The organism is Streptomyces sp. NBC_00539 (genome assembly GCF_036346105.1).
Taxonomy (GTDB): Bacteria; Actinomycetota; Actinomycetes; order Streptomycetales; family Streptomycetaceae; genus Streptomyces.
Genome location: NZ_CP107811.1, coordinates 857,346 through 870,317 on the forward strand (window position 1 = coordinate 857,346; position 12,972 = coordinate 870,317).

The 12,972-nt window shown below is 73.5% G+C and carries 13 protein-coding genes; 5 read left to right on the plus strand and 8 right to left on the minus strand.

From position 1 onward, the window contains the following. Positions 1–66: 66 nt before the first annotated feature. Positions 67–1,002: an aldo/keto reductase gene (locus tag OG861_RS03895; protein WP_329200493.1), complete on the minus strand. Its 936-nt coding sequence runs from the start codon at positions 1,000–1,002 to the stop codon at positions 67–69. Between the two features lie 108 nt (positions 1,003–1,110). Between OG861_RS03895 and OG861_RS03900 the strand changes: the two genes are divergently transcribed. After that, on the plus strand, positions 1,111–1,611 hold the full coding sequence (locus tag OG861_RS03900) for a hypothetical protein (protein ID WP_329200491.1): 501 nt from the start codon (positions 1,111–1,113) through the stop codon (positions 1,609–1,611). An 8-nt stretch (positions 1,612–1,619) separates the two neighbouring features. Here OG861_RS03900 and galK read toward each other — a convergent pair whose 3' ends face one another. The 3 genes from galK to OG861_RS03915 are packed head-to-tail and all read right to left on the minus strand — an operon-like array spanning position 1,620 to position 5,708. Continuing rightward, positions 1,620–2,777 carry a galactokinase gene (galK, locus tag OG861_RS03905; RefSeq protein WP_330261225.1) on the minus strand — a complete coding sequence of 386 codons (1,158 nt, stop codon included), beginning with the start codon at positions 2,775–2,777 and terminating at the stop codon, positions 1,620–1,622. After that, positions 2,774–3,838, minus strand: coding sequence for a galactose-1-phosphate uridylyltransferase (gene galT / locus OG861_RS03910; RefSeq protein ID WP_330261226.1), 1,065 nt, complete (start codon positions 3,836–3,838; stop codon positions 2,774–2,776). Before galT ends, galK begins: the two co-directional genes overlap by 4 nt. Positions 3,839–3,854: 16 nt before the next feature. Then, complete coding sequence (locus tag OG861_RS03915; RefSeq protein ID WP_330261227.1) at positions 3,855–5,708, minus strand: glycoside hydrolase family 35 protein; 1,854 nt, start codon at positions 5,706–5,708, stop codon at positions 3,855–3,857. A 191-nt stretch (positions 5,709–5,899) separates the two neighbouring features. Here OG861_RS03915 and OG861_RS03920 point away from each other — a divergent pair, with 191 nt between their 5' ends. From OG861_RS03920 to OG861_RS03935, 4 genes are all read left to right on the plus strand, one after another. Continuing rightward, complete coding sequence (locus OG861_RS03920) at positions 5,900–6,988, plus strand: substrate-binding domain-containing protein (RefSeq protein ID WP_329200484.1); 1,089 nt, start codon at positions 5,900–5,902, stop codon at positions 6,986–6,988. A gap of 187 nt (positions 6,989–7,175) precedes the next feature. Continuing rightward, on the plus strand, positions 7,176–7,421 hold the full coding sequence (locus OG861_RS03925; protein ID WP_330261228.1) for a hypothetical protein: 246 nt from the start codon (positions 7,176–7,178) through the stop codon (positions 7,419–7,421). 28 nt (positions 7,422–7,449) lie between these two features. Next, the gene (locus tag OG861_RS03930; RefSeq protein ID WP_443064451.1) at positions 7,450–8,361 is read left to right on the plus strand and encodes a carbohydrate ABC transporter permease; all 912 of its coding nucleotides are present in this window, start codon (positions 7,450–7,452) and stop codon (positions 8,359–8,361) included. A gap of 50 nt (positions 8,362–8,411) precedes the next feature. Continuing rightward, entirely contained in the window at positions 8,412–9,398 is a 987-nt protein-coding gene (locus OG861_RS03935) for a hydroxyacid dehydrogenase (RefSeq protein ID WP_329200478.1), read from the plus strand. A gap of 51 nt (positions 9,399–9,449) precedes the next feature. Here the strand turns inward: OG861_RS03935 and OG861_RS03940 are convergent, their stop codons facing one another. The 4 genes from OG861_RS03940 to OG861_RS03955 form a co-directional block, all read right to left on the minus strand. Then, on the minus strand, positions 9,450–10,469 hold the full coding sequence (locus OG861_RS03940; RefSeq protein WP_443064452.1) for an alpha/beta fold hydrolase: 1,020 nt from the start codon (positions 10,467–10,469) through the stop codon (positions 9,450–9,452). Further along, positions 10,447–10,863, minus strand: coding sequence for a hypothetical protein (locus OG861_RS03945; RefSeq protein ID WP_330261229.1), 417 nt, complete (start codon positions 10,861–10,863; stop codon positions 10,447–10,449). The genes OG861_RS03940 and OG861_RS03945 overlap by 23 nt, the downstream gene beginning before the upstream one ends. Before the next feature lie 157 nt (positions 10,864–11,020). After that, positions 11,021–11,872: a sugar phosphate isomerase/epimerase family protein gene (locus OG861_RS03950; protein WP_329200472.1), complete on the minus strand. Its 852-nt coding sequence runs from the start codon at positions 11,870–11,872 to the stop codon at positions 11,021–11,023. Continuing rightward, on the minus strand, positions 11,869–12,942 hold the full coding sequence (locus tag OG861_RS03955) for a LacI family DNA-binding transcriptional regulator (protein ID WP_329200470.1): 1,074 nt from the start codon (positions 12,940–12,942) through the stop codon (positions 11,869–11,871). The genes OG861_RS03950 and OG861_RS03955 overlap by 4 nt, the downstream gene beginning before the upstream one ends. Between the last annotated feature and the right edge of the window lie 30 nt (positions 12,943–12,972).

A 12,972-nucleotide genomic window follows, 5' to 3' on the forward strand; every position in this document is an offset into this window, starting at 1 on the left:
CGTGAAGGAAGCCGTCGAGGACCGCAGGGGGTCGTCGACGGCTTCCGTACGGGGCGGCCGGCCCGCTCAGGCGACGGCGTCGATCTCCGCGAGCAGCTCCGCTTCCAGCGGGCGGTCGGCGACTGCCGCGTTCGCGCGGACCTGTTCGGCGGAGGTGGCGCCGGCGATGACGGAGGAGCAGGCCGGCTGGGCGGACAGCCAGCCGATGGCGAGTTCGAGAACGGTGCGGTCGTACTTCTCGGCGATCGCGGCGAGGGCCTCGACGGTGTCGAGCCGCTCCTCGGTGAGGTACGCGTCGCGCCCTTCGAGGCGGGAGCCGGCCGGGACGGGCGCGCCCCGGCGGATCTTGCCGGTGAGCAGGCCGTTGGCGAGGGGGAAGTAGGGCAGGACGCCGACTCCGTAGTGCAGCGCGGCCGGGACGAGCTCCGCTTCGGCCGAGCGCTGGAGCAGCGACCATTCGTTCTGAGCTGATACGAAGGGGGTCGCGCCGGTCTCGCGGGCGGTGTGGGCCGCTTCGGCGAGCTGCCAACCGCTGAGGTTGGAGTGGCCGATGTAGCGGACCTTCCCCTCGGTGACGAGTTCGCCGAGGGCGCCGAGGGTCTCGGCGACGGGAACGGCCGGGTCGGGGCTGTGCAGCTGGTACAGGTCGATGTGGTCGGTCTCCAGGCGGCGCAGGGACTCCTCGACGGCGCGCCGGATGTACGCACGGCCGCCACGGGCCCCTGCGGCGGGCCCGTACCCCATGTCGACGCCGTCGTACCCGAACTTGGTGGCGAGGACGACCTGGTCGCGTCGTCCCTTGAGCGCCTGCCCGAGGTGGCGTTCGGAGCCGCCGGCCCCGCCGTAGATGTCGGCGGTGTCGAACAGGGTGACGCCCGCGTCGAGTGCGGCGTCCACGACGGCCCGGGTGGCCTGCGCGTCGAGGCGTCCACCGAAGTTGTTGCAGCCGAGGCCGACGGCGGAGACCAGGAGCCCTGAATTGCCCAGGGGGAGATAGCGCATACGGGTTCTTCCTCCACACTCGTCGGACAGGTTCTGGATCAAATCGGCAGTCTACGCAGCCCCCTTCGCCGCAAGGCCGGCAACGCAAGGGTGCGCCACACTGATGACATGTCGAACCTCTTCCACTGGGCGGAGGGCCGCTGCCTGGACCTGAACAACAACGCGACCGCCGTCTTCGTCGACGTACTGGTCCTGGCGGTGTCCACGCTCGCCCGGGAACCCTGCCACTTCCGCTTCGCCGCCCTGTTGACGCTGCAGGACCAGAACGTGATGGGGCGGGGCGTGGTCGGCTTCCGCCTCGGCGACCTCGACTGGGGCGGGACGCCCGCGGAGCGGGCGGCGGCCAAGGGGTTCGTGCTCGACGTCGTCGACCTCGCGCTCGGCCGCCACCGGTGGGAGGAGCTGTCCTACGAGCCCGCGCGGGCGGAAGGGTACCTGAGGGAGTTCCGTTCCATGGTCGGGGACTTCGACCCCGAGACCGCCGGATCCCGGGCACGCGAGGTGATGCCCGACGCACCCGGGGCGGCGTGTGCCTCCTGCGTCCGCCACCGGGTGCTGGACGCGCTGCCGTGGTGGGAGGGGTGCGTCTTCTGCACCGAGGGGCGTTGAGGCCGTCCCTACGCGACGCGGGCCGCGCCCGCCGAGGGGGTGGCCGCGGTGATGCGGGGCGGGGCGTGGCCGGCGCGGGCGAACGCGTCCGTCACGGCCCGGACCACCGCCGGTTCGGCTTCCGCGTCGATCAGGGCCAGGGCGGAGCCGCCGAAGCCCCCTCCCGTCATCCGGGCCCCGTACGCGCCCGCCGCGTTGGCGGTGGCCACGGCGAGGTCGAGCTCCGGGCAGGACACCTCGTAGTCGTCGCGCAGGGAGACGTGGCCCTCGGTGAGCAGGGGTCCCGTCTCGCGCAGCCGTCCGGCGTCGAGCAGCGCACCGACCCGCAGCACGCGTGCGTTCTCGGTGACGACGTGCCGGACCCGCCGGCGTGCGACCGGATCGTCGAGCCGGGTCAGTGCCGGGTCCAGGTCCTCGTACGCGAGGTCGCGCAGCGCCGGCAGGCCCAGGCGGGCGGCCGCCCCGTGGCAGGAGGCGAGGCGTTCGGCGTAGGCGCCGTCGGCCAGGTCGTGCTTGACGCGGGTGTCGATGACCAAGAGGCTCAGGCCCGCGGAGGCGCAGTCGAAGGGGATGGCGTGGTGTGCGGGGCCTCGGGTGTCCAGGCGCAGGACGTGGCCCTCGGTGGCGCAGGCGGAGGCCGTCTGGTCCATGATCCCGCAGGGCACGCCCACGTACGCGTTCTCGGCGCGGCGGGCCAGGGCGGCCAGTTCGGGGCGGGTGGGCGTGAGCCCGTACAGCTCGGTGAGGGCCAGGGCGGTCGCCACCTCCAGGGCGGCGGAGGAGGACAGTCCTGCTCCGGTCGGCACGTCGGAGCGTACGTGGAGGTCCGCGCCGCCGACCGGGAGCCCCGCCTCGCGCAGCGCCCAGGCCACCCCGGCCGGGTACGCGGCCCAGCCGTCGGCTCCCCGCGGCCGGTGTGCCGGGTCGAGGGCGACGAGGTCGAGGGTGACCACCCCGGAGCCGGTCGCGGCGGAGTGGAGCCTCAGCAGGCCGTCGGAGCGCGGGGCGGCGGCCACTTCGGTGCGTTGCGGGAGGGCGAAGGGCAGGGCGAAGCCGTCGTTGTAGTCGGTGTGTTCGCCGATCAGGTTGACCCGGCCGGGGGCCGCCCACACCCCGTGCGGCCGGTGTCCGTACAGGTCGCGGAACGCGCGCGCCGTCTCGTTCACGGGCTCGCCACCTCGCGCAGGCGCGCGGCCGCGTCCTCGGGCCGGATGTCGTTCATGAAGGCCTCCATGCCGGATTCGGTTCCGGCGAGGTACTTGAGCTTGTCGGCCGCGCGACGGACGGTGAACAGCTCCAGGTGCAGCGCGAAGTCGTCGTGGTCGCGGCCCTCGCCCGTGGGTGCCTGGTGCCAGGCGGAGATGTACGGGGTCGGCTCCGGGCGCTCGAAGAGACGGTCGAAGCGGCGCAGCAGTTCCAGGTACAGGCGGGGGAACTCGGCGCGCGCCTCCTGGCCCAGGGCGGGCAGGTCGGGGACGCGGCGGCGCGGGTAGAGGTGCACTTCGTAGGGCCAGCGGGCCGCGTAGGGGACGAAGGCGGTCCAGTGCTCGCCTTCGAGGACGACACGGCTGCCGTCGGCCCGCTCGTGGGCGAGTACCTCCTCGAAGAGGTTGCCCCCGGTGCGCTCGCGGTGGGCGGCGACGGTGGCGAGCATGCGGGTGGTGCGGGGGGTGACGTAGGAGAAGGCGTAGATCTGGCCGTGGGGGTGGGCGAGGGTCACGCCCGTCTCGGCGCCCCGGTTCTCGAAGCAGTAGACCTGCCGGACCCCTTCCCTGGCGGAGAGTTCGGCGGTGCGGTCGGTCCAGGCGGCCAGGACCAGTGCGGCGCGCTCCTCGTCCAGTTCGGCGAAGGAGGTCCCGTGGTCGGGGGTGAAGCAGATGACCTCGCAGCGTCCGGTGTCTCCGGCGAGGGAGGGGTAGCGGTTCTCGAAGACGGCCACCTCGTAGTCGGGTGCGGGGACCTCGCTCGTCCGTCCGGGTGTGGAGGGGCAGAGCGGGCAGGCGTCGGCGGGCGGCAGGTGGGTGCGGCCCTGGCGGTGGGAGGCGATGACGACGGCGTCGCCGAGGAGCGGGTCGCAGCGGACCTCGGAGGTGGTGACGAGGGCGGAGGGGTCGAGGGCGCGGGTGTCGGGGAAGGCGCGGGTGGCGCCGTCGGTTTCGGGGTCGGTCTGCGCGTCGTAGTAGAGGATCTCGCGGCCGTCCGCGAGCCGGGCGCCGGTGCGCTTCACGTACGGGCCTTCTCTTTCACTGGAGGGTGACGACCGTGGGGCGGCCGAGGTCGGGCTGGTCGCGCAGGGGCAGTTCGGCACCGGGGCGTTCCAGTTCGAGGACGACGAGTTCGTTCTCGCCGGTCCGCCACAGGGGCGCGGGGGCGTACAGGGTGCGCTGCGGGCCGCGCGGGGTGTCGTAGTGGCCGAGCAGGAAACCGTTCAGCCACAGCAGGCCGGTGCCCCAGCCGCCGACGTCGACGAAGCCGTCCGCGGGGGCGGTGGGGAGGGTGTGGGTGAAACGGTGGAACGCGGGGTGGCCCTGCTCGGGGTGTTCGGGTGACCACCGCAGGCCGGTGAGGTCGGTGAGCGGCAGGGGCCGTACCTCCCACTCGAACAGGTGCTGGTGGCCGTGGCGGACGCCGCGCCAGATGCCCTTGCGGTCGTCCAGGAGCGGGCCGTAGTTGACGCGGCCCTGGGCGCGGACGAGCACGTCGAGGACGACTCCGCCTTCGTCGACGGGGAGGTCGATGCCGTCGTCGGGGGCGTTGCGGTCGAGGACGCCGAGGAGGTGGCCGTCGGCGAAGAGGTAGGCGCGGTCGCCGAGGCCGTCGATCCGTACGGGCATGGCGGGGCGGGGGCCGGTGACGGTGGTGCGGTAGTGGATCAGGCCGTGGTCCTGGCCGAGTTTCTCCATGGGCTCGGGCGCGGGGCGCGCGACGGGGGCGCCGCCGAGGAGGGGGAGGTGGGCCAGGAGCGGCGCGGCGCCGGCGGGGGTGGCGAGGGCGGGGGTGATGCGGGGCGGGAGTCCGGGCAGGGGGCCGTCGGGCAGCGGTAGGTACTTGCCGATGACCTCGCGGAAGGCGTGGAACTTGGGGGTGAGTTCGCCCGCCTCACCGATCGGCGCGTCGTAGTCGTAGCTGGTGGTGGTGGGCTGGTAGCCGGGGTCGCCGGGGCGTGAGCCGGTGTGGTTGGCGCCGGCCCAGAAGCCGAAGTTGGTGCCGCCGTGGGCCATGTAGAGGTTGACGGAGGCGCCGGTGGCGAGCAGTTCGCCGAGGGACCGCGCGGCTTCGTCGGCGGAGCGGACGTGGTGCTGCTCGCCCCAGTGGTCGAACCAGCCGATCCAGAACTCCATGGCGGCGAGCGGGCCGGTGGGCTGGTAGCGGCGCAGGTGGGCGAGGCGCTGGGCCGGTTCGGCCCCGAAGGTGGCCGTGGCGAGCCGGCCGGGGAGCATGCCGCCTTGCAGCATGGCGTCTTCGGGGCCGTCGGCGGTGAACAGCAGGCAGTCGACGCCGCGTGCGGTGAGGGCCTGCTCGACGTGGGCGCGGTAGCGGGCGTCGTTGCCGTACGAGCCGTACTCGTTCTCGATCTGTACGGCGACGACCGGGCCGCCGCGGCCGGCGAGCAACGGCAGCAGCTCGGGGACGACGCAGTCGAACCAGCCGTCGACCTCGGCCTGGAAGCGGGGGTCGGAGCAGCGCAGGTGCAGGCCGTCGAGGGCGAGGAGGCGGGCGGGCAGGCCGCCGAAGTCCCATTCGGCGCAGATGTAGGGGCCGGGGCGGACGATGGCGTCGAGGCCGAGGCCGGCGGCGAGGGTCAGGAACCGGGCGAGGTCGCGGGGGCCGGTGAAGTCGGCTTTGCCGGGGGCGGTCTCGTGGAAGTTCCAGGGGACGTAGGTGTCCACGGTGTTGACGCCGAGGGCGCGGAGCCGGGTGAGCCGGTCCTCCCACAGGTCGGGGTGGACACGGAAGTAGTGCAGGGCCCCGGAGACGATGCGGTGGGGGCGGCCGCCACGCCGGAATCCGTCCGGGTCGTAGGTGAGGTCGCGCGCGGATCCGTCCTGGTCGTGGGTTCGTGTGCGCGGGGATCCGTCCTGGTCGTGCGTGAGCATGCGCGGGGCTCCCGGGAGGGGTTCGAGATGCTGGCGTGCGGGGCGGGTCTGTGCCGAATATATGAACGCGCCGCCCACGCCGTCAATGACCGGTTGAACGCCTTCGATCGAATCGATCGTTTCGGTTCTCTATGATGGGCGGGGACCGGCCGCGGGTGCACTGCGGACGACCGCGACCGCAGGGGGAAGCCTTGAGACCACATGTCGACCAGCGCCAGGCGCAGGTGCTCGCGCTCGTCCGGGAGCGGGGCAGCGTGCGCGTCGCGGACCTGGCCCGGGAGCTCGGCATCTCGCCGGTGACGCTGCGGCGGGACATCGAGGCGATGGCGGCCCGGGGCGAGATCCACCGGATGCACGGGGTGATCAGCCGGGTGGAGCGGCGGCCGCCCGAAGCGGCGAGCGCCAAGGCGTCCGAGCGGCCCGGCACGCGGGCCGGTCTGGTGATCGGGATGGTGGTGCCGACCACCGAGTACTACTACGCCGACGTGGTGCGGGGAGCCCGGGAGGTGGTCGAGGCGCGGGGTGCGCGGCTGACGGTCGGGCTGACCCGGTACCTGCCGGGCGAGGACCGTACGCAGGCGGACCGGCTCCTGTCGACCGGGGCCGACGGGCTGCTGCTGACGCCGAACTGGGAGGCGGGTGCGCCCGGCCCCGGGGAGGGCGCCTGGACGGCCGGGCTCCCGGTGCCGACGGTGCTGGTGGAGAGGTGGGCGCCGGCCGGGCACCCGGCGGCCGCGCTGGACCGGGTGGGGTCGGACCACGCGCACGGGGCGGCGCTCGCGGTGCAGCACCTGGTGGAGCGGGGGCACCGGCGGATCGCGCTGGCCAGCCAGGAGACGCCGACGACCGGGCGGCTGCGGTCGGGGTACGAGGCGGCGGTGGCGGCGCTCGGCCTGGAGCCGGCTCCGCCGTGGCCGGCCGGCGGTTCCGCGGAGCCGCTGACGGTGGCGCAACGGTTCGCCCGGACGCTGGACTACCTGTGCGAGGCGGTGACGGTGGGCGGGGTCAGCGCCGCCCTGATCCACAGCGACACGGACGCCATCATGCTGATCCCCCGGCTCCAGGCGCGCGGCGTGCGGGTGCCGGAGGACCTGGCGGTGATCACGTACGACGACGAGGTGGCCGGGCTGGCCGACGTACCGCTCACGGCGGTGGCGCCGGCGAAGCGGGAGGTCGGCGCGCGGGCGGCGGGGCTGTTGCTGGACCGGCTGGGGGGCGCGGGACAGGGCGGGGCGGGCCAGCACCTGGAACTGCTGCCGCGGCTGACGGTTCGTTCGTGAAACCGGCGCTGGCGCCGGCTCGCTCGCGGCCCTGGTTGAAGTGATTGTTTTGATCGAGTTGCGCATTCGCTCTTGACGGTGTGTGGGTTCGCGCAAAAGATGGGCGCGTTCTCGCATCCGCCGCGCCTTCCCCGCCGCAGCGGTCTCCCATCCGCCGTGTCCAGCGGTCGTCCGTAGGAGCCGAACCATGCCGCGCAGCTTCCGCCTCCGTTCCACGTCCCGCCCGTCGGGAACGCCGCGTTCGCCTTTCCCGGGCCGTGTCGCCCTCACCTCCTCGGCCGTCTCGGTGGTCCTGCTCGCCACGGCCTGCGGGGGCGGGCAGGCCTCGCCGGAGCCGGGTCCGGCGGGTGCGGCGCACGGGCCCGTGGAGATCACGTACTGGTCCTCCTCGGCGGGCGCACAGCAGACCGCGGCGCCGCCTCCTACGTCGTGACCAAGCTCGGCAACCGCTGGAGGTCCGCATGACCACCGCCGTGACCCCCGGCCGCCGCCCGCACTCCCGTCCTCGGCTCCACCCCCGCTCCCGCCCCCGCTCCCGCCCCCGCATCCTGTCCAGGACAGCCGTCAACGCCGCGCTCCTCCTCGTCGCCGCCTACACCCTGATGCCCCTCGCCTGGCTCGTGCTGGCCGCGACCAAGGACCGCCGGGACCTCTTCGCCACCGGCCCGTACTCCCCCGGCGGCTTCAACCTCCTCGCCAACCTCGGCGACGTCTTCACCTACGACAACGGCATCTTCGGGCGCTGGCTCGCCAACAGCCTCCTGTACACCGTGGCCGGCGCCGCCCTCTCCGCCCTGATCAGCGTTGCCTGCGGCTACGCCTTCCACGCCTACGAGTTCCGCCACAAGGAACGGCTCTTCGGCGTGGTCCTCGCGGGGGTGCTCGTACCGGCAACCGTCCTCCAGTTGCCCCTTTACCTCATGGCCTCGGCCGCCGGGGCCGTGAACACCTACTGGGCCTATCTCCTGCCCGCCCTCGTCAACCCCTTCGGCGTCTATCTGGCCCGCGTCTTCGCCGAGGGCTACGTCCCGCACGAAGTGCTGGCCGCCGCCCGCGTCGACGGGGCGGGTGAACTGCGGCTCTTCGCCCACGTGTCGCTGCCGATGCTGTGGCCGGGCTTTGTGACGATCTTCCTGTTCACCTTCACGGCCATCTGGAACAACTTCTACGGGGCCCTGACCATGCTGAACGACGAGCGGCTCTACCCCGTCAGTCTGGGCCTGTTCATGTGGAACCGCAGCGTCTACCAGCAGCCCGAGCTGTACCCGCTCGTCATCACCGGATCCCTCGTCTCCGTCCTCCCGCTCGTGCTCGCCTTCCTCGGACTCCAGCGTTTCTGGCGCTCGGGTCTCACCGCAGGAGCCGTCAAGTGACCCCTTCCTCCCCTTCCGGTACTCCGCGTCGACCGGCCACCGTCCTCGCCATGAGCCCCGGCACCCGGGCAGCCGTTCTCAGCGGCCGGGTGCTGCCCAAGCTGGTACGGGTCGCCGACTTGGACCCCGAACTCCTGTTGAGCGACTTCCGCGACGACGACCCGGGGTTGAGCCACCGCCTCGCCGAAGCGGAGGTGCTGTTCACCAGCTGGGGCTGCCCGTCCCTCGACGCCGACGCGCTGGAGCGGATGCCCCGGCTGCGTGCCGTCGTCCACGCCGCGGGCAGCGTCAAGCACCATGTGACCGACGCCTGCTGGGACCGCGGTCTGCTGGTTTCCAGTGCTGCCGCCGCCAACGCGGTGCCGGTCGCCGAGTACACGCTCGCCGCGATCCTGTTCTCCAACAAGCGGGTGCTGGAGTCCGCCCACGCCTACCGTTCGGCCCGTGGTCCCATGGATCTGCTGGACCGCTATCCGACCGTCGGGAACTACCGCCGTACCGTCGGTCTCATCGGTGCCTCGCTCATCGGACGGCGGGTGCTCGAGCTGCTGCGCCCGTTCGACCTGAGGGTGCTGGTGCACGACCCGTACGCCGACCAGGCCGAGATCGCGGCGCTCGGCGGCGAGTCCTGTGTGCTCGACCAACTGCTCAGCCGTAGTGACGTGGTGAGCCTGCACGCGCCCGAGCTGCCCGGGACCCGTCACCTCCTGGACGCCGCCCGGCTGGCCCTGATGCCCGACGGTGCCACGCTGATCAACACCGCCCGGGGGTCCCTCGTGGACACCGCGGCGCTGACGGAAGAACTGGTCACAGGGAGGCTGCACGCCGTGCTCGACCACACCGAGCCCGAGGTGCTGCCCGAGGGTTCGCCGCTCTTCAACCTGCCGAACGTGCTCCTCACCCCTCATGTGGCCGGCTCACTGGGCGGTGAACTGGACCGCCTGGCCGCGACGGCCGTCGGAGAGCTGGAGCGCTACGCCCGCGGCCTGGCCTTCCGCTACCCGGTCGACCCGGACCGGCTGGCCTACTCCGCCTGAGCGCCGTCGCACCGCGGACACACGGCTATCCGGCGGCGGAGCGAGGCAGCGTCAGCTTGAAGAAGTCGCCCAGGCTGGCGGAGAGCGGGCCGGGGGCTTCCTCGGCCACATGGTGGCCGGCGTCGATGCCGTGGCCCCGGACGTCGTCGGCCCAGTCGCGCCAGATGGTGCGCGGGTCGCCGTACAGGTCCTCCAGATCGTCGCGTAGCGACCACAGGACCAGGACGGGGCAGTCGATCCGCGCGCCTCGGGCGCGGTCCGCCTCCTCGTGTTGGCGGTCCACGGTGAGCCCGGCGCGGTAGTCCTCCAGCATGGCGCGGACGACGTCTGGATTGCGGGTGGCGGTCCGCCACTCGTCGTGATTTTCCTGCCCCATGGCTTCGGGGTCGCCGCGGTACCAGGCGTCGGGATCGGCGTTGATGACGCGTTCGGGGATCTCCGGCTGGGCGAAGAAGAACCAGTGCCACCACGCGGTGGCGAACCGGGCATCCGCACGGTCAGGTGCTCGCTCAGGGGCAGGCCGTCCAGGAACGCCACCCGGGTCACCGCGGAGGGATGGTCCAGCACCAGGCGGAGCGCCACGGCAACCCCCCGGTCGTGGCCGACGAGACCGAAGCGCTGGTGCCCGAGCGTCTGCATGACCTCGACCATGTCCTTGGCCACCGCGCGCTTGGAGTGCGGGACGTGATCCCTAGCGGGCGCCGGGCCGCGGGAGCGCCCGTACCCGCGCAGGTCGGGGCAGACGACGCTGAAACCGCGCCGCACCAGGACGGGCGCGACCCGGTGCCAAGTCGCCGACGTGCGCGGGTGGCCATGCAACAACAGGAGAGGCGGGCCCTCGCCCCCGTACCGAACGAAGACGGACGCCTCAGTGGTGCGCACCGTCCTGGTGGCGAATTCCTCGAACACGAAACGCCCCTTCCGCTCCGGGGGCCGGTCCGCGCTACCCCACCGTCCCACCTGCCCATGAGGAGCCCCGGCACTCCGCCAACTGTCGAGCTCAGTCGCCAACTGGCTTGCTCGAGCGGCAACTATCGCGCTCAACACACTATGGGGCCGCCGGAGCGGCATCGGCCCGCGCGGCGGCCGCCTCCTCCAGCAGGAGCCAGCCGTCGACCTCCACCGGCCGCCGCTCCCCCGGCTGCCACCCGCGGGCCCGCGCCGCGTCGAGCAGGGCCCGGACGGCGCCCGGCTCGTGCAGGTTCAGCCCGCCGCCCCGGACATATCCCACGTCCCCGGAGCCCATGGGCGCTCCACCCGGGACGTAGCGGTCCGGTCCAGCGGCAAAGACGATGCGCAGCGGGCTGCCGGTGCCGGTGCCGGTGGGCTGCGGGTACAGCGTGAGGGTTTCGCGGCAGTCCGCGGACCGGCCGCCGTCCAGCACGCGGTGGCGGTGACGGAGCGTCCACAGGTACTCGCGCCCGTCGGCGACCAGCCGGCGGGGTTTCCTCGGTTTACGGGGCACGGAGCCGAGCGTACGCGGCCTGCTCCATGCGGCGCCTCCGGGCGGCACGGCTTGCACCGGGCTCCCCGCGCGGGCCCGTGCCCCGGCCGCCGGACGGGGACGGGACCACGCTGCACCGAGCACCGGCCTCCCGGCCGACCGCGGGACGGCCGTCTGGTCATGGCGGCCCCCCGACCGGGTCCTGTGGCCCACGGACCGCCTCGGCGGCCGGCACGCCCTGCTCATCGTGCCCGCGCAGCAGCCGCACCAGATGCTCCCGGCCTTGCGTCAACCGGCCCGGGAGGTCCGCTGCTCCGGGGAACCAGCGTTTCTCGTACTCCCAGCACAGCCAGCCGTCCGACGGGATGCGGGCCGTCACTCCGGCGAGCGGCAGGACTCCCTCGCCGAGGCCGAGGGGCGTCAGGTCACGGGCCGAGGCCACGTCCTTGACCTGCACGTAGCCCAGGTGCGGCGCGAGGCCGGGCCACGACTCGGCGGGCTGCTCGCCGCCCAGCCAGGTGTGGAGCACGTCCCACAGCGCCCCGGCGCCCGGATGCCCGACCCGCTCCAGCACCCGGGCGGCGGCGGTCCCGGTGGTGTGCGAGTCGTGGGTCTCCAGCAGGATCCGCACACCGTGCAGTTCGGCATACGGCGCCGCGGCACGCAGTCTGCGGACGGCGTTGTCATCCGCGTCCGCCTCGGGCAGGCTCCCGCCGCCGGGGAAGACCCGGACGTAGGGGGCTTCGAGATCGACGGCGAGCCGGACCAGGGAGTGCAGTTCGGCCAGGACCGGCCCGTCTCGCCCGGCGGCGGCCACCTCGGCGTATCCCGCTACCCCGAGGGCGGTGACCCCGGCGGCGGTGAGGGTACGCCGGGCCACGGCACGGTCGCCGCTGGGGCTGCCGGGATGCAGGGGTTCCTCCGGGTGGGCCCGCAGTTCCAGGCCGTCGTACCCGTGCTCGGCGGCGAGGGCGGCGCTGCGCGCGAGCGGGGTCCCGGGCAGGCCGAGCGTGGAGAAGGCGTACTTCACGGTCGGCTCCCTTCGCTGGGCGGCGCCGTGGACGCCCGCACCATCAGCTCGGTGGGCAGGGTGGTGATGCGGCCCGGGGGCGCCGGTCTGCGGCCGGTGACGAGTTGGGCCGCGAGCACGCCCGCCTCCCGCAGCGGGACCCTGACGGTGGTCAGGGCGGGCGCGGTGTCCACGCTGAACGGCAGGTCGTCGAAGCCGGCGACCGAGACGTCCTCGGGAATGCGCTTGCCTGCTTCTCCCAGGGCCGCGGCCACACCGGCGGCGACGGTGTCGTTGGCCGCCGCGACGGCGGTGAAGGGCGCCCCGCGGCGGAGCAGTTCGCGGGTGGCGTCATACCCGGCGGAGCGTTCGAAGCCGGCGTGCACGGTGAGCGGGGCACAGGCCTCGGGCAGGGCGGGGTCGTGCCGTCGCAACGCGGCGGTGTGTCCGGCGAGCCGTTCCCGGGTGGTGCTCAGCCCCGGCGGACCGGCCACGTATGCGATGCGCCGATGGCCGAGTGTCAGCAGGTGCTCCGCGAGGCGGAAGGCTCCACCGTGGTCGTCGAACATGACGGTGGCGACCGGCAGTGCGGCGGGCACGGCCAGCGGCGGTCTCCCGCACAGCACCACCGTGGTGCCGGCGAGCGCCATGCGGCTGATGCGGGCGGTGAGCGCGGCGCTGTGGTGCGGTTCCTCCACCGCCCCGCCCGTCAGGACGACTCCGCCTGCCCGCTGGCCCTCCAGCAGGGCGAGGTAGTCGAGTTCGGCCGAGGGAACGCCCTCGGTGTTGCAGACGACGGCGAGCCTGCGTCCGTCCCCCTGGCCGGTCGGTGCCAGCGCCTTCTGGAAGGCTCCCGCAATGATGCCGAAGAAGCTGTCCGCGACGTCGTGGACGAGTACGCCCACGAGGTCGGAGGTGGCGGCCGCGAGGGCCCGGGCCGGGCCGTTGGCGATGTATCCCAGTTCTTCGATGGCTTGTTCCACCCGGGTCCGGGTGCCTCCGGCCACCGGGTGGCCCCCGTTCAGTACACGCGAGACCGTGGCGGGCGAAACGCCCGCGTGCGCCGCGACCTCGGCGAGAGTCACCGCCATGTCGCACCCCTCCTCCTGCCCCGCACTCGG